Source organism: Fructilactobacillus fructivorans, assembly GCF_000814735.1.
GTDB lineage: Bacteria > Bacillota > Bacilli > Lactobacillales > Lactobacillaceae > Fructilactobacillus > Fructilactobacillus fructivorans.
In genome coordinates this window covers 109,626-125,517 of record NZ_JOJZ01000009.1, presented here as the reverse complement: position 1 = coordinate 125,517, position 15,892 = coordinate 109,626, and the positions used below count along the sequence as shown (strand labels likewise).

Annotated in this window: 17 protein-coding genes and 1 other annotated feature; of the genes, 12 read left to right on the top strand and 5 right to left on the bottom strand. The window is 41.7% G+C overall.

Annotated features, from left to right (window positions below; genetic code table 11):
- Positions 1-15 precede the first annotated feature (15 nt).
- A complete protein-coding gene (locus tag LfDm3_RS01255) occupies positions 16-933 on the top strand; it encodes an alpha/beta hydrolase (protein ID WP_039143321.1) in 918 nt (305 codons plus the stop codon).
- A 297-nt stretch (positions 934-1,230) separates the two neighbouring features.
- Here the strand turns inward: LfDm3_RS01255 and LfDm3_RS01250 are convergent, their stop codons facing one another.
- A complete protein-coding gene (locus LfDm3_RS01250) occupies positions 1,231-2,016 on the bottom strand; it encodes a glucose 1-dehydrogenase (RefSeq protein WP_039143757.1) in 786 nt (261 codons plus the stop codon).
- Positions 2,017-2,244: 228 nt separating this feature from the next.
- Between LfDm3_RS01250 and LfDm3_RS01245 the strand changes: the two genes are divergently transcribed.
- The 11 genes from LfDm3_RS01245 (at position 2,245) to LfDm3_RS06655 (ending at position 12,662) form a co-directional block, all read left to right on the top strand.
- On the top strand, positions 2,245-2,595 hold the full coding sequence (locus tag LfDm3_RS01245) for an iron-sulfur cluster biosynthesis family protein (RefSeq protein WP_039143318.1): 351 nt from the start codon (positions 2,245-2,247) through the stop codon (positions 2,593-2,595).
- Positions 2,596-2,724: 129 nt separating this feature from the next.
- Positions 2,725-2,958, top strand: a binding site (T-box leader).
- A gap of 37 nt (positions 2,959-2,995) precedes the next feature.
- Positions 2,996-3,844, top strand: a complete 849-nt coding sequence (locus LfDm3_RS01240) for a MetQ/NlpA family ABC transporter substrate-binding protein (protein WP_039143753.1) — start codon at positions 2,996-2,998, stop codon at positions 3,842-3,844.
- A gap of 106 nt (positions 3,845-3,950) precedes the next feature.
- Positions 3,951-4,931 carry a LacI family DNA-binding transcriptional regulator gene (locus tag LfDm3_RS01235; RefSeq protein ID WP_039143316.1) on the top strand — a complete coding sequence of 327 codons (981 nt, stop codon included), beginning with the start codon at positions 3,951-3,953 and terminating at the stop codon, positions 4,929-4,931.
- Positions 4,932-5,102: 171 nt separating this feature from the next.
- Positions 5,103-5,849, top strand: coding sequence for a sugar phosphate isomerase/epimerase family protein (locus LfDm3_RS01230; protein WP_039143314.1), 747 nt, complete (start codon positions 5,103-5,105; stop codon positions 5,847-5,849).
- On the top strand, positions 5,850-7,136 hold the full coding sequence (locus tag LfDm3_RS01225) for a hypothetical protein (protein ID WP_039143311.1): 1,287 nt from the start codon (positions 5,850-5,852) through the stop codon (positions 7,134-7,136).
- Positions 7,137-7,160: 24 nt separating this feature from the next.
- On the top strand, positions 7,161-8,126 hold the full coding sequence (locus LfDm3_RS01220) for a sugar kinase (RefSeq protein WP_039143309.1): 966 nt from the start codon (positions 7,161-7,163) through the stop codon (positions 8,124-8,126).
- A 15-nt stretch (positions 8,127-8,141) separates the two neighbouring features.
- The gene (locus LfDm3_RS01215) at positions 8,142-9,077 is read left to right on the top strand and encodes a phosphoglycerate dehydrogenase (RefSeq protein ID WP_010022374.1); all 936 of its coding nucleotides are present in this window, start codon (positions 8,142-8,144) and stop codon (positions 9,075-9,077) included.
- 134 nt (positions 9,078-9,211) lie between these two features.
- Positions 9,212-10,615, top strand: a complete 1,404-nt coding sequence (locus tag LfDm3_RS01210) for an APC family permease (RefSeq protein WP_039143306.1) — start codon at positions 9,212-9,214, stop codon at positions 10,613-10,615.
- Positions 10,616-10,722: 107 nt separating this feature from the next.
- Positions 10,723-11,496: a (S)-acetoin forming diacetyl reductase gene (locus LfDm3_RS01205; protein ID WP_010022377.1), complete on the top strand. Its 774-nt coding sequence runs from the start codon at positions 10,723-10,725 to the stop codon at positions 11,494-11,496.
- Positions 11,497-11,561: 65 nt separating this feature from the next.
- Entirely contained in the window at positions 11,562-12,011 is a 450-nt protein-coding gene (locus LfDm3_RS01200) for a zinc ribbon domain-containing protein (RefSeq protein WP_039143303.1), read from the top strand.
- Positions 12,012-12,062: 51 nt separating this feature from the next.
- Positions 12,063-12,662: a DUF805 domain-containing protein gene (locus LfDm3_RS06655; RefSeq protein ID WP_052236552.1), complete on the top strand. Its 600-nt coding sequence runs from the start codon at positions 12,063-12,065 to the stop codon at positions 12,660-12,662.
- A gap of 44 nt (positions 12,663-12,706) precedes the next feature.
- On the opposite strand, the gene LfDm3_RS01190 is transcribed toward LfDm3_RS06655, so the two are convergent.
- The 4 genes from LfDm3_RS01190 to LfDm3_RS01175 form a co-directional block, all read right to left on the bottom strand.
- Positions 12,707-13,384 (bottom strand): zinc-ribbon domain-containing protein, encoded by a 678-nt coding sequence (locus LfDm3_RS01190; protein WP_039143300.1) that lies wholly within the window; start codon positions 13,382-13,384, stop codon positions 12,707-12,709.
- An 11-nt stretch (positions 13,385-13,395) separates the two neighbouring features.
- Entirely contained in the window at positions 13,396-13,791 is a 396-nt protein-coding gene (locus LfDm3_RS06650; protein WP_052236551.1) for a zinc ribbon domain-containing protein, read from the bottom strand.
- A 144-nt stretch (positions 13,792-13,935) separates the two neighbouring features.
- On the bottom strand, positions 13,936-14,850 hold the full coding sequence (locus LfDm3_RS01180) for an ABC transporter ATP-binding protein (protein ID WP_039143299.1): 915 nt from the start codon (positions 14,848-14,850) through the stop codon (positions 13,936-13,938).
- Positions 14,843-15,892 (bottom strand): ABC transporter ATP-binding protein, encoded by a 1,050-nt coding sequence (locus LfDm3_RS01175; RefSeq protein ID WP_039143296.1) that lies wholly within the window; start codon positions 15,890-15,892, stop codon positions 14,843-14,845. The genes LfDm3_RS01180 and LfDm3_RS01175 overlap by 8 nt, the downstream gene beginning before the upstream one ends.

Genomic DNA, 15,892 nt, shown 5'->3' with positions numbered 1-15,892 from the left:
GAGGGGAAAGAGCCAATGAAAAGAATACTAAAGTGGACCGGAGTTACAGCTTTTTTCTTTGTCATTTTTACAATTATCCTAGATTTGGCCCTAGGTTATCTTCTGTTCAACTTTGCCTTTGGAAAAACTGGCTTAGCTAGTTTATACAATGAAAACGTGGGAACACCTGATACTGAATGGTTTAGTGATAACAACACCCAAATTTTACACGAAAAGGCGGACGACGGTACCAATTTGGTAGCCAGGTACGTTCCATCAGAAAAGCCATCTAATAAGACAATGATCGTGGTTCATGGCTACGGTAGTAACAGTGAAGAGATGGAAGCTTTCATTAAGATTTTTCATGCAGACGGTTACAACGTCCTAGCGCCTGACAATCAGTCGTTTGGTGGAAGTGGTGGGAAGTACATCGGTTATGGGGTTAAAGACGCCACTAACCTTGAAAAATGGGCCCGAGTGATGAATTCTGACCATCCTGGTGGTGAACTAGGATTGTTTGGAACCAGTATGGGGGCTTCGGCAGTTATGTACTCACTGCCAAAGATGCCTAGTAACGTTAAGTTTGCGATTGAAGACAGTGGCTACGCTAGTGTCGAAGGCGAACTTGGTGGTCAACTAAAGCGATTATTCAACATTCCCAGTTTTCCGCTCGTTCCGACCGTCAATCTTTACGTCAAAACGTTGGCAAAGTACAACATGAACGACGGAAACACTAAAAAGACCTTGAAACACAACCAGATTCCACTTTTTATCATTCACGGGGATGCCGACAAGTTTGTGCCAGTTAAAAATGCCTATGAAAACTACCGAAATGATGCCGGGCCGAAGCAGATTTGGATTATTAAGGGTGCCGGTCACATTGAAAGCCGAAGTCAGGATCCGGATACGTATACGCAAAAGGTCACGGATTTTGCCCAACAGTATTTTAAGTAGTCAAAATTGTTGATATGATTGATAAGTTAAGCCAGTAAAACTTAGGAGATGGATTTTAATCAAAGCCAAAATCAGGTTGACATTTGCATACTTACTCGTAATTCTAGTGATCGCTGCTTATTTTATCTTTGATCAAAAGGAGCGGCTGGTTCTCTTTTTAGAGGGAACTGGCTTACTTGCTTCATGTGTCCTGTTTGGATGGCATGGAATTAATGAGTTAATTAGAAGAATTTTCAAAGTGTTTTAAGCCAATAAAAAAAGGAATGTGATTTAATCACATTCCTTTTTGATTTAATTTTAACCATTACCATTTTGAAATGATGGGTATAATGTCATACCACCATCAACGTAAAGGGAAACACCGGTTACGTAGCTAGCTTGATCGGAAGCTAACCAAACCGCAGCAGCAGCAACTTCTGAAGGTTTACCAATTCGGTGCATTGGAACCATGTTAACCGTTGACTCATAAGTCTTTGGATCAGCGAATTTCTTAGCGTTGATTGGGGTGTTAATCGCACCTGGACAAATTGAGTTAACACGAATGTTTTGTTTAGCGAACTCCATTGCGGTAGTTTCGGTGAACAACTTAACGCCACCTTTGCTTGCTGCATAGCTAGCAAATGTAGGCCATGGAATTTGTTGATGAACTGATGAAGTTTGAACGATACTACCTTTTTTGTTTTTCTTTAAGAAGTAGTTCAAAGCGGCCTTAGTTCCTAAGAAAGTTCCGGTTAAATCAACGTTGACAACTGCTTCCCATTGTTCCAATGGAATTTCGTTAGTTGGAGTCTTTTTCTCCATTCCAGCGTTGTTAAACCAGACGTCTAAGTCACCAAAAGCGTCAACGGCTGCCTTTACTAATGATTCAGCACCAGCATCGTCACCAATGTCACCCTGTTTTGTGATAGCGTGACCACCATTTTTTTCAACGGCTTCAACAACTTGGTTAGCTGCTTCTTCGTTTTTGTGGTAGTTAATTACCACATTCATGTGTTCTTGACCCAAACGTTCAGCAATTGCGGCACCGATTCCGGAGTCTCCTCCAGTAATAACGGCTGTCTTGCCTTCAAGATCTTTGTACATAACCATAACAATACACCTCTGCTTTTCCTAATCCTGTTGAGCGGATTAAACTTATCTTGTGATTACATAATACCCCATTAAATCACGAATATAAAGTGAAAAAGCTTATTGGCTTTTTAAAATTAAATTGTGTACATTATACTTGCACTATTGATAATTTCTGTTAGTATTGATAGTGAAGATTTGAAGAGATTCATTTCTGAACCATTTAACTAGGAGGTTATGAATATGAAATTAACAATTACTGATGACGCAATGGCCTACATGAAAAAGAGATTAGCAGGTGCTAACGCATATCTGTTGGCCGCAAATGACGGGTCAAATAACTTCTCTGAAGGTGCTGGTGGTGCTTGCACTGTTGGAGACGCATTTCAAGTCGTTGGTGTTTCAAAGGCACCCAGTGACTACGATGTAAAGCTCGAAAACAACCAAGACGCTGACGTTTTAACCAGCAAGAATGACATGACATTCTTCGGACCAGGTCTAAAGCTTGATTTCAAGAATAACTTCTTGCAGTTAAAGGATGACGGCGAAATGATTGATGGCCAAGTTACGACCAACAATCAAGTCGATAAATAATAAAACAGATTAATAAGTCATAGAATCGAAGGTCAAACTTCGGTTCTTTTTTATTACCAAACTTTCGTAAACTTATTGACAACTTCTAAGAAAAAATGTAGAGTAACGACAACCAAAAAACAATAAACTAAACAAACGGAAAAGTTGAGTAGACGGCAGAAGCTCTCAGAGAGTCTCAGGTAGGTGCGATGAGATGAGTTGACGCTGCCGAAGATGGACTTGGAGTTTTTCATCAGTGAATAATTAGCTGGTGACGGATTTACCACCGATATCAAGGTCAAGTTATTGATTGATAACTTGTAAGATAATGGTCGTGAGACGATTATGAACTAAGGTGGTACCGCGAAAGCATTCGTCCTTTGATAGGATGAATGCTTTTTTGTTTGGTAAAATGGGAGGAATGAAAATGAGAAGATGGGTTAAATACGTAGTTTGGATTGGAATTGTCTTGTTGATTGGAGTGGCCGGGTACTTCAGCTTTTTCCACCAGTCCGAAGCCGAAGCCAACACCATCAACGTTGGGATCATGGCTGGCTCTGAGCAGGAGCAGGCGATCTGGAACGAAGTGGCCAAGACCGCGAAAGATAAGTACGGACTAAACGTGAAGTTCCAGACGTTTACCGATTATTCTCAACCCAACAACGCGTTAACCAATGGTGACATTGACGTGAACGCCTACCAAAACTATCCATTTTTGGATAACTGGAATGAGGTGCATCACACTGACATTGTGCCGGTCGGTGACACCGTCATTGAACCCATGAGAATTTATTCTAATCAGTTTAAGTCTGTTAATGATATTTCAAACGGAACTTCAATTGCCGTTCCAAATGATACCAATAACGAGTCACGGGCACTTCACGTCCTTCAGAGTGCTGGTTTGATCAAGTTAAATCCGAAAAAGACCTTCACCACGGTCAAGGACATCACCAGTAACCCCAAGAATCTGAAGATCAAGGAAGTGGATGCTTCTCAGACTCCACGCCTGCTGAATTCAACCGGAGCCTCCGTGGTTAACGGGAACTTTGCTGAAAGTTCTAACTTGAGTCCCAAGAAGGCCATCTATACTCCACCATTCACCAAAGATTCACATAAGTGGGTTAACTTCATTGCGTCAACGAAAAAGAATAAGAACGATAAACAGATTAAGGAACTAGTTAAGGCCTACCAGACTGAGAAGACTGCCAAGTTAATTAAGAAGGAATCGGGAATTAACCAACAGGCGGCTTGGAACTTAAAATTCAAATAACAATGTGGGAATCCATCAATTGATTTGATGGGTTCTTTTTCGTCTGTGGAAACAGGAGTTCAAAGAATGGTAAAATAAAGAAAAATGATTGATTGGAGGTGTCCAGATGGTTTCAGTAGCTACAATGAGAGACGTTGCTTCAGAGGCAGGAGTGTCAACCGCAACTATTTCACGTTATTTAAACGGGAAGACGAATCACATGTCAAGTGCCACTGCCAAGCGGGTTACCGAAGCAATTAAGAAATTGAACTACGTGCCAAACGAGTCCGCCAGACAACTGATTACGAAGCAGAGTCGCTTAGTGGCCGTGGTTGCGGCAGATGTTGACGACTATTTTTCGACCGAAATCTTTAAGGGAGTTAATTCAGTTCTAAAGAAAAATAATTTCATCGCGGTTTTAATGGATTCAGATAGTGACGAACAGCGCGAACTTGGAACGCTTTCTTCACTTAATCAGCAGATGTTTGGCGGAGTGATTATTCAGCCCTTAAGTAACGACTTGAAGGCTTTTAAAAAGGTGATTCCGCAAAACATTCCGGTGGTTATGCTTGATCGCCAGGTGGAAAATAGCCCATGGCCGAGTGTGGTTACCAATAACTACACGATTAGTAAAAAAGCGGCACAATACTTTAAAGACCAGGGATTAAACCATGTTTTTGTGATCACGAACAACGTCAAGAACGTTTCAACGCGTGAGGAACGGTTAAGCGGGATCAAAGCTGTTTTTCATGAAAACGTTCAAATTATCGAGCCCGGTGATAGTGAAGATTCGTTTAACGAAGCATATACAAAGCTTAAACGTTCGGTAGCCGCAACCCATGGTGGTTTAATCTTTGCGTTAAAGGAACGATGGTTGCTTAAATTTCTACCAAAATTAATCCGAGATGGCGTGATTCGAAAATCGGATGGAGTACATATGACGGGATTCTCTGATACATCATTAACTGACAATATTGATCCAGGAATCAAAGTTATTAATCAGGATCCTTATCAGATTGGGGTTAGTGCGGCTCAAATTCTAATCGAGGGAGTCGACAGTGCCACACAACCGATCGCCAAAAAGATTGAAATCCCGGCACAATTTTAAGGGAAGCTTACGGACTAGCTATTTTAGCTAGCCTTTTTTATAGTGTTTTGGAAAACGATTACATATTTATTTAAAAATATCACAAAATAGTATTGACTAGCTTTATGTAAACGATTACCATAGTTATAAATATGAAAGCGTTAACAAAGAAACCAAAGGAGTGCAATACTGATGAAATTGTTTTTAAATACATGGATCTTTGTAAATGACATTGATGCTGGAACACGTCAAAGTGAGCTGTTTGCTCGTGTTAAAGACACGGGAGCCGACGGAATTGAAGTTCGCCGTGAGTACATTAAGGATTTTCCGAAAGAACTTGATGACATTCATCAAGCTAGTAGGAAGACTGGTTTACTGGTGAACTACAGCGTCCCGGATGAGCTCTTCTTAAAGGATGGGTCCATCAATCCCAAGTTAAAACAATATTTTGATGAAGGACAACGGATGGGAATTACCAAGATTAAGTTTAACGTTGGTAATTTTAGAAAGTTCGATGGCGACCTAGCTCATGCGTTTGACGGATTACCACTCGATCAAATCCAATTGAACGTGGAAAACGACCAAACAGAAGTAAGTGGCAAGATTGCCAACATTAAGCATTTTTTGAATCAAGCGAAAAAGAATGATTTGCCGATTAAATATGTTTATGACCTAGGAAACTGGGCGTTTACCCATCAAAGTGCTGATTACGCTGCCGACTGTTTGGGTAGTTATACCGATTACATTCATTTAAAGAACGTTAATCAGTTTGATGAGGATGACCTTCAGACGGCTGATGACCTCAACGATGGGATGTTTGATTGGAAAAACATTCTCAAAGAATTGCCACCAAAGACCGACCTAGCTTTGGAATTTCCAATGCAAGATGACGAACATGTGAAACGTCAGGTCCAGTTACTTAAGGATGAGGTGATGTAATTGATAAATACGATAATTGCGATTTTGTTGTTAATTACATTTGCTGGTTTTATTTTTTACATTATTAAAGGTGGCGACCTTACAATCGGGTTCTTTGTCATGGCGATTCTCTGGACTGTCATTGGCCTGATTCCATATCATACCGCCATAACCGCCGTCTTCTCGACGCCAGCTTTGAAATATGGATCCACCATCATTTACATTGTCTTTGGTTCGTGGTTCGGTCGGGTTCTTGTTGAAAGTGGGATTGCTCCCTCCATTTCACAAAAGACCAATAAGGTGGGTAAATCGCATCCCTTACTGGCTGCCATCCTGATTGTGCTAGTGACCGCGCTCTTATTCGTGAGTTCTTACGGAGTGGGTTCTGTAATTGCCATCGGTGTCATTTTACTGCCAATCCTGCTTTCATTGGGGATTCCACGAGACGTTGCCTTGACGACCTTTGCCCTCTCCATTGGATCGGCGATGTATGTCAACGTTGTCCTATTTAATCAGATCAAAGCCTTCTTTCCCAAGGCGCAGTACAACTTGCACTACCTTGAGTTTGGTTGGGCTGCCATGGCGGTTCAGCTGATCGCGGTCATCTTGTTCTTGGTCATGAAACGCCACACTTTCAATCCTAAGAATGCTGAAGCCAACTTAAGGGAAATTGGGGCAACCGATCCAGGCGATGTGAATAAGATTCCATACATTGCCTATGCCATCCCAGTTGTTCCAGTTATCTTGAACATGGCACTTGGTTGGGATGCCATCCCAGCCTTGATTCTCTCAAGTATCTTGGCCATGCTAGTAACTGGGAAGATGAATGGCTATAAGAAGTTTAAAAAGTTCCTAAACACTACCATTAAACAGTCCATTAATGATATTTCTGGATTAATTATGTTCTTAATGGCGCTAGTAATGTTCGCTGGGGCTGCCCAATTAAACGCTGGTCGTTTCAAGGGCATCTTTAGTGCCATCTTGCCTAACAGTCATTTACTGTTAGCACTTGGAATTGGAATCTTAGCGCCATTGGCCTTGTTTAGAGGACCCTTACAGGTATGGGGAGCCGGAGCCGCAACGGCAGCCGTCTTATCTGCCACTGGCATGTTTAACGACATGTTCCTCTTACCTCTCATGTACGTTCCAACTCTAATGGCGGTCTCCACTGACATTACCCAATCGTGGAACGTCTGGGGCCTTGATTACATGAAAGTTCGTCCTCAGCAATTATTGAAACTGGGAGTTCCAATCATGTGGATCGTTTCCATTATTAATGAAATGTTAGTCTACTTATTCTTTGGATAGATGATTAAAGAAAGGTGAAAACTTATGAGTGAATTTCTAACAATTGGCGAACCAGTGGTGACGTTCGCCTCAACCGATCCTGATGCCAGCCTCGCTGACTCAACCCATTACTTAAAAATCCTAGGAGGTGCCGAGTTAAACGTGGCCATTGGTGCCAAACGATTAGGACATTCCGCCCAGTACGTTTCTCAAGTTGGAACCGATCCCCTAGGACAATACGCTAAAAATGTCATCATTGGTCATGGGGTTGGAATTGATTATGTGAAAGACGACCCCGAGCACTGGACGGGTCATCAGTTAAAACAGATGGTAACGCACGGAGATCCGAAGACGTTTAACTACCGGACTGGGTCCGCTGCCTCTCATTTAGATAAAGATGTCATTGATGAAATTAATCTTGATGATGTTAAGATAGCTCACCTGACTGGAATCTTCCCAGCACTCTCAGATGAAGCCCAAGCCTCATATCGTGCATTAATGGACCGCTTGATTAATAATAAAATTAAGATAACGTTTGATCCAAATTTGCGTCCCGGACTGTGGGGTGATCATGATCGAATGATTAAAACGATTAACGAGTTGGCAAAATCGGCTGACATTGTGATGCCTGGTGTAAATGAAGGAAAGGTCCTGATGGGCAGTGATGATCCTGAACAAATTGCCGATTTTTACCTCCAAAACGGAGAACGGACCCAAGCGGTTTTAATTAAATTAGGACCCGCTGGGGCGTACGTTAAAACAAAGAATGGTGATTCGTACACCGTTGATGGTTTCAAGGTTGATCACGTTGTGGATACCGTTGGTGCAGGAGATGGCTTTGCTCTAGGGGTCATTACCGCGTTACTGGAAGATAAGGACTTAAAAAGTGCCGTGATGCGGGGGAATGCCGTTGGCGCCATGCAGGTCCAAACGCCGGGTGATAACGATGGTTACCCCACTCAAGATCAGTTAAAGGATTTTTACAGAAAAGCAAATGTTAGTGAATCATAGACAGGAGAGATAATTATGGCTAAAAAAGTTGCAGTACAAGCAAGTTTAGCTCCAGATGGGAAACAATTATTAAAGGATAATGGTTTTGAAGTCGTCGAACTGCCAGACAAGAAGATTTCGACCCTGCTTGACAAGGCCGCTGACGCTTATGGAATTCTGATTGGGACCGCACCATTTCCTAACGATACGATTGAAAAGATGCCTAACCTGAAGATTATCGCTAGAAACGGTGTAGGTTACGATAACATCGACGTTCCCTTCATGGTACAACATGGGATATATGTAACAATCACACCACTCGCTAATGCTTCAACGGTGGCGGAGACTACGCTTGCGGAAATCTTCGACATTTCCAAGAACGTCACGAATGATTCCCACGAAATGCGCGAAGGCAATTGGAACTACAAGAAGGACCACAAGGGCTTTGACTTAGAGGGGAAGACCCTTGGAATTCTTGGTTATGGTCGCATTGGTAAGATGGTCGCTAAAAAGGTGAGTGGCTTAGGGATGAACGTCATTTACAATTCACCTCATGCTGAAGATTCTGAGTACGGAAAAGCTGTCAATCGAGATGCCATCTTTACTGATTCGGACATCGTTACCTTGCACATGCCAGTACTTCCTTCAACTAAGGGAAGTGTGGGAAAACGTGAATTTGAGATGATGCATAGCTCTTCGGTTCTCATTAATTTGGCCCGGGGTGCACTCATTAATACGGATGATCTCATCGATGCGTTAAAGAGTGGTGAGATTAAGGCCGCTGCCCTGGATGTGTTTGATAAAGAACCACTTCCAATGGACAGTCCGCTTTATCAATTGGATAACGTCCTCTTGACTCCCCACATTGCATCGAACACGGTGGAATGCATGAACCGGATGGCGCATGATGCGGCGAGTGAGATCGTTAAAGTTCTAAATGGTGAGCAACCACAGTGGGCCGTTCAAAAATAAATTTTAAAGTGTTAGAGACTGGGATGATTTCATTCCAGTTCTTTTTTGTTTAAGGAAATCTTAAAAAAGTAATTGTCATGATCATGGTTTCACGGTACAATGCAATGCAATACAAATGAAAAGGAGTGATGCATATGCATAACATGTTCAAGAAAGAATCGGTTGAAAATTTTGTTAGAGCTGATGCCGGTTTAAAGCGGACCTTAACCGCGAAAGATTTAATTGGACTTGGTGTTGGTGCCGTGGTTGGAACTGGAATCTTTATTCTGCCAGGACACGAAGCAGCGTCACACGCCGGGCCTGCCGTGGCATTAGCGTTCTTGTTCGCTGCCATCTTAGCGGGGGTCGTGGGGATGGCCTATGCTGAGTTTTCGTCAGCCATGCCCGTTGCTGGATCTGCATACTCCTTTGGAAGCGTTGTTTACGGGGAGATTATTGGATGGATCCTCGGATGGGGTCTTATTCTTGAGTATTTCCTGGCGGTTTCTGCTGAAGCAACGGGATTCGCTTCATACTTTAATAACAATATCCTGGCGGCAATTGGGTTCAACATTCCTAAGGTGCTCCAGAACGGACCCATGCAAGGCGGAATCGTTAATATCACAGGTGTGGTAATCACGCTTCTAGTCGGTCTTTTAGCGCTCATGGGAACGAACTTTTCTAAAAAGATTGAGAACTTTGCTGTTCTGGTCAAGATTGGCATTATTTTACTGTTCATCGTCGTAGGTGTTTTTTACATAAAATCGAGCAACTACGTTCCGTTTTATCCGAAACAATTTCACACCACACCATTTGGTTTAGGTGGGATTTCGACCGCAGCTGCCACCGTCTTCTTTGCCTTCATGGGATTTGACGCTTTAGCCTCAAATTCGGCAGAAACGATCAATCCGAACAAAAACATGGCCAAGGGAATTCTTGGAACCGTTTTGATCGCGGCCGTTTTGTACGTCGGCTTTTCACTGGTACTAACCGGAATGGTGCACTATTCGCTCTTAAACGTTGATGATCCGGCTGCCTTGGCATTTTCCATGGTTCACTTAAACTTCATGAACAAGGCAATTACGATTGGAGCCTTATTTGGGATCTTTACCGCCATGGTAACCATGGTGATCGGAAGTTCACGGCTAGTTTACTCTTTAGGACGTGACGGCCTTATTTCTAAGAAAATGGGGAAGATTAACTATAAGACCGGGATTCCTACCTCTGCCGTTTGGTTGGCCGTTATTATCCAGGCTATTTTTGCTGGAATCGTTCCATTAACGCAGTTGGTTTCATTAATTAATGCGGGAACGCTAGTGGCCTTTACCTTTATCTCGTTTGGAATTATTCCACTTCGGCACCGTAAAGATATCAAGAACACTGGTTACAAGATGCCACTCTACCCATACCTACCAATTCTGGCAGGTCTGATGAGTATTTACTTTATCATCATGTTGCCAAACGTAACTAAGATTGCGGTAGTGGGTTGGTTAGCCATTGGAATTGTGATTTACTTTGTTTACGGGATTCATCATTCCAGACTACAAAATGAAGAATAAATTGATGGTAAGTCCAATGGCGGGCTTCTCATTTTTTTGTGGTCAAGTTAGCTTCTGCTGTGATAAAATTAACTTATATTATCAGTAATAAGTAAGGAGAATGAATGATGGACAAAAAAGTAGCTCTAGTTACGGGTGCTGGACAAGGAATCGGCGCTGCCATTGCTAAACGTTTGAGTAAGGACGGCTTTTCCGTGGCACTCGTTGGTCGTCACTTGGATAAAGTGGAAGAAATTGCTAAGGAGATTCAAAGTGACAACGGAGATGCCATTGCGATTAAGGCGGACGTTGCTAATCGGGATGAGGTCTTTGCCGCAGTAGAAAAAGCTGCTAAACATTTTGGTGACTTCAACGTCATCGTCAACAATGCCGGTATTGCACCAACCACACCAATTCAAACCGTTACTCCAGAAGTCTTGGAACAAGCTGAAAAGATTAACGTTGGTGGAACCATCTGGGGTATCCAAGCTGCTGCCAAGAAGTTCAAGGAACTAGGACACAGTGGTAAGATCATTAACGCATCTTCACAAGCTGGGATGACTGGAAATGAAAACTTGACGGTTTATGGTTCAACGAAATTCGCCATTAGAGGAATTACCGAGACAACTGCCAAGGAATTGGCAGACGATGGCATTACCGTTAACGCCTACTGCCCTGGAATCGTTGTGACGCCAATGATGAACGATATTGCTCAAAACGTGGCTGATGAAGCAGGTAAACCATTTGAATGGGGAATGGAACAATTCGCTAAGGACATTGCCTTAAAGCGTCTTTCAAAACCTGAAGACGTGGCAGGCTGTGTATCATACTTGGCAGGACCTGACTCAGACTACATGACTGGTCAGTCGTTGTTGATTGATGGTGGAATGGTTTTTAATTAAATAATTAACGGGAACTCTGACATTTTGTCGGAGTTCTTTTAATACATACGAGAAGGGGAAAGAAAATGGCATTAAAAACAAGATTTTGTCCCAATTGTGGAGCTGAAATTCCAATTGACGTGAAGTTCTGTACCAAGTGTGGATACAAACAACCTAGTATTGACGAACTCGAAGAAATGAATAAGGAAGAGGCGACAACTACGGTTGACGTTGAACCAAGTGAAAAGCAAGTTGATGATCAACCTGAGATCGTTATTCCTGTTTCAGCTGGTACGATTCCGGATGGATACGAATTTAAGGCGAATGAGTCCATGGCTTTAAGTGGGCATTACGTTCCTGACGATGATCAAAGCTTGGATGAATTTCAACACCACGCATTTGAGAAAATCAGATCGATTGTGAAGAAAAATCATTGTGACGGAGCCTTCAACTTGGTAATTCAAACTCAAATTGACGGAGATAGTTCAAAAATGTTCATTTTTGCCTATTTTGACATGGTAAATAGTGTAAAATAATAATAGATGTTATATTAACATCTATTTAATACATATTATGGAGGTTTTATCATGGATGAAACAAAGCACTGCCCCAACTGTGGCAAGTTGCTGAAAGCGGACGTAAAGTTCTGTCCTTATTGCGGTCAAGCTCAGCCTGAGATGGCTGGAGCTACTGATAATGACCAAGCTAATTATGAGAATCAGAGTAATAATGAGCAACAGACTTATCGTCCTGATAATGAAAATGGTGATATTCGCTCAGAATATTCATCACCAAATATGATTACTTCATTTAAGGACTTCTTTGGGAATATGTTCCATATTTCTGGAAGAATGAGCCGAGCTTCATATTGGTGGTCATATTTGGATATTGTATTGATAATGATTATTTTGACAATATTTATAATACTTGTCGGATCTAGTGCGGAAAATATTTCACAATATGCTGGAATCTTTGTACTGTTATTTCTTATTGTTATTCCTATTGCAGAAATTACTGCAACATGTCGTAGATTTCATGACATTAATTATTCCGCTGGCTTTTGGTGGCTTTCATTCATCCCATGGGTTGGAGGTATTGCTATTTTCATTTTCATGTTGTTTAGTTCTGTGGACGAAGGAAATCGGTTCGGTGAACCAGACGTTAGCTATTTGAAAAAGTTAAATTAAAACATGTTAAAAACACCCTTCTTATGAAGGGTGTTTTTGTATAATTATTTTTTGAAATGCTCCATATAATATTTTGGAGTATAAACCGTACCGCTTTCGGCTGCCTTATCAACTTCATCCATTTCTCTTGGGTAAATTAATAGTTTTGAAAATGTTTTTTTATTTGAAAAAGGCTGCTTAGGGGTAAAAACAGTTTCAATATATTTATTAGCAAGCTTATCGTACATTCTTAACATATATACTTTATGCCCATTATAATTAAATAAATATCGATTTGTATATTTGTTTTTCATGAGAACCATGTTTTTTTGATACATAATTTTATCAGCGGCAATGTTTTCAGCATCCTTTTTAGAATATGATTCTCTTGCATAATCTTCGTAATCATTTCCAACCATTGCAATCATCGATAGAGTATCCGTTTTGCTATTAGTATAAGCCCATTTCATTATCTCATTTGGAGAAGTTGATCCACGTGACTCATAATATTTATATCCACCAAATGAAATTCCAGCTAATAAGAGCACTATCAATACAAGACTCGTAATGATAACACTTGTAGTTGAATGACCTTTATTTTGGTTGTAATTATTTGGCTGATTTTGATGATTCGATTTTACTTCATTATTAGAACTTGGTTGCTCCGCTCCACAATACGGACAGAACTTCACGTCCTTTCCAATTTTCTTCCCACATTTGACACAAAACTTAATATTATCCATTAGTTATTCTCCTATCTCCCAAATTCTTGGGGTCCCATTATTAGTCCTAATATGATTCCAAAAATCATCAAGATTACTGAAGCAATTATTAAGAGGATTCCAGCAGTTTCATGGTATTTTAATTCGATCACTCCGAGAACGACTCCGATAATCCCGAAGAGAAATGGGACAAATAGTAAAGATACCCCAGCAGAAAGCCATCCAAAGATCAGGATCAGGTTGCTGGCTGTTTTATTTTTATCGTTTTGAACGTTACCAGGCTGGATAGGTCTAGGCATTCCGTGCTCAGAATCTGTTTGATTTGAAGCTGGACTAGGTTGTTTAGCACCGCAATACGGGCAAAACTTAGTCTCTTTTGGAATTTTCTTTCCGCATTTGACACAATATTTTTCGTCATTGTTATTCATTGAGATAAACCTCCGGCTTGTGATAAATTTATTTATTCATTTAAATAATATCATTAGAAATTTATGACTGCAATTTAATGGCAAATTGGGGACAACAAAAAATCGTCCGACTGGATTTACTTCCAATCGGACGATTTTTAACGGTTATTTATACTGCTTGGCTTCCTCATCACTGCAATACAACCAGTGACCAGGGGTAACCTCTTGAAGATACTGATCATCTTTGAAGGGTTTACTGTGATCAAACTTGATGATCTTGTGCTGCTTTTCTGAATGTGGGTCAGGGACAGGGACCGCTGACAGTAAGCTCTGAGTGTACTTGTGAAGTGGATGGTTGTACAACTCGTCCGTGTCTGCCATTTCAACGATCTTGCCATTGTACATTACGGCAATGCGATCACTGATGTACTTAACCATTGAAAGATCATGGGCAATGAACAGGTAAGTCAGCCCTTCCTTTTCTTGGATGTCCTGCATCAGGTTTACCACCTGAGCTTGGACGGAAACATCTAGGGCGGAAATGGGTTCATCGGCAATGATGAATTTCGGTTTAACGGCAAGGGCTCTGGCGATTCCGATTCGTTGTCGTTGACCACCTGAGAACTCGTAGGGATAACGACTGGCATGTTCTTCATTCAAGTTAACCAAGTGAAGGAGTTCATGAACCCGTTTGTCTCGTTCATCAGAGTTTTTAACCAGGTGATTAATGTCGAGTCCTTCAGCGATGATGTCTTCAACCTTCATTCTGGGATTCAGTGAAGCATAGGGATCCTGAAAAATCATCTGCATCTGACTCCGAAAATCCTTCATCTGTTTACGCTTTAACTTCGAAATATTTTTGCCTTCAAAGTCGATTTCACCCTCAGTGGGATCGTATAAACGAATGATATCACGGCCCGTCGTACTTTTACCGGACCCAGATTCACCAACAAGTCCTAGGGTTTCGCCCGGGTAGATATCAAATGAGATGTCATCAACGGCTTTCACTTCGTCGGGTTTCCCAACGTTGAAGTATTGTTTTAAATGTTTAACTGAAACAATGGGATCTTTTTTAGTCATGGTCGGCTTCACCTCGTTTCTTAAATTCAGCCTGACGCTTTTGAATGGATTCCGGTGGAGTTACCTTTGGAGCTCGCTTGTCTAACAGCCAGGTGGCAGCGTAATGTGTGTCACTCACCTTGAAGAAGGGCGGCTGCTTTTCGTGATCAATCTTTAAGGCGTACTTGTTTCGAGCGTAGAAAGCATCGCCCTTAGGAGGATTGATCAGGTTCGGTGGAGTCCCTGGAATGGTGTTAAGTCGATCACTGTTCATGGAGAGGGTCGGCATGGAATCCAGAAGTCCCCAAGTGTAAGGGTGTTGTGGATTGTAGAAAATGTCATCAACAGTTCCATACTCCACAATCTTGCCAGCGTACATTACGGCAACTCGGTCAGCAATGTTGGCAACTACTCCTAAATCATGGGTAATAAAGATGATCGAAGTTCCAATTTTATCCTTTAAATCTTTTAACAACTTAATGATTTGAGCCTGCACTGTAACGTCTAGGGCTGTCGTTGGTTCGTCAGCAATTAAAACATCAGGATTGTCAATGATGGCCATCGCAATCACGATCCGTTGCCGTTGCCCACCAGAAAATTGGTGTGGATAGTCACGCATTCGTTCTCGGGCGTTGGGGATTCCAACTTCTTCGAGGACTTCGGCGGCTTGTTCTAAAGCTTTATGTTTTGACATTCCCTCATGAACTCGGAGTGGTTCAGCCACCTGGTTCCCAATGTTCATAGTGGGATCGAGTGAAGTCATGGGGTCCTGGGAGATCATGGCGATCTTGCCACCACGGATCTTGTCCATTTCTTTCTTAGATTCTTTTAAAATATCTTTGCCTTCAAAATCAATGGTACCGTTGGTGATGGTTTCGTTATCAGCTAGGAGACGCATAATAGTTCTCACGGTGATTGACTTACCTGAACCAGATTCACCAACGAGTGCTAAGGTTTCTCCCTTATCAAGGTGAAAGCTAACATCTCGAATGGCCTTGACGGTTCCGTTTAGGGTATCAAAATCAATTGACAGGTTTTTAACGTCTAATACTTTTTGAGCCAT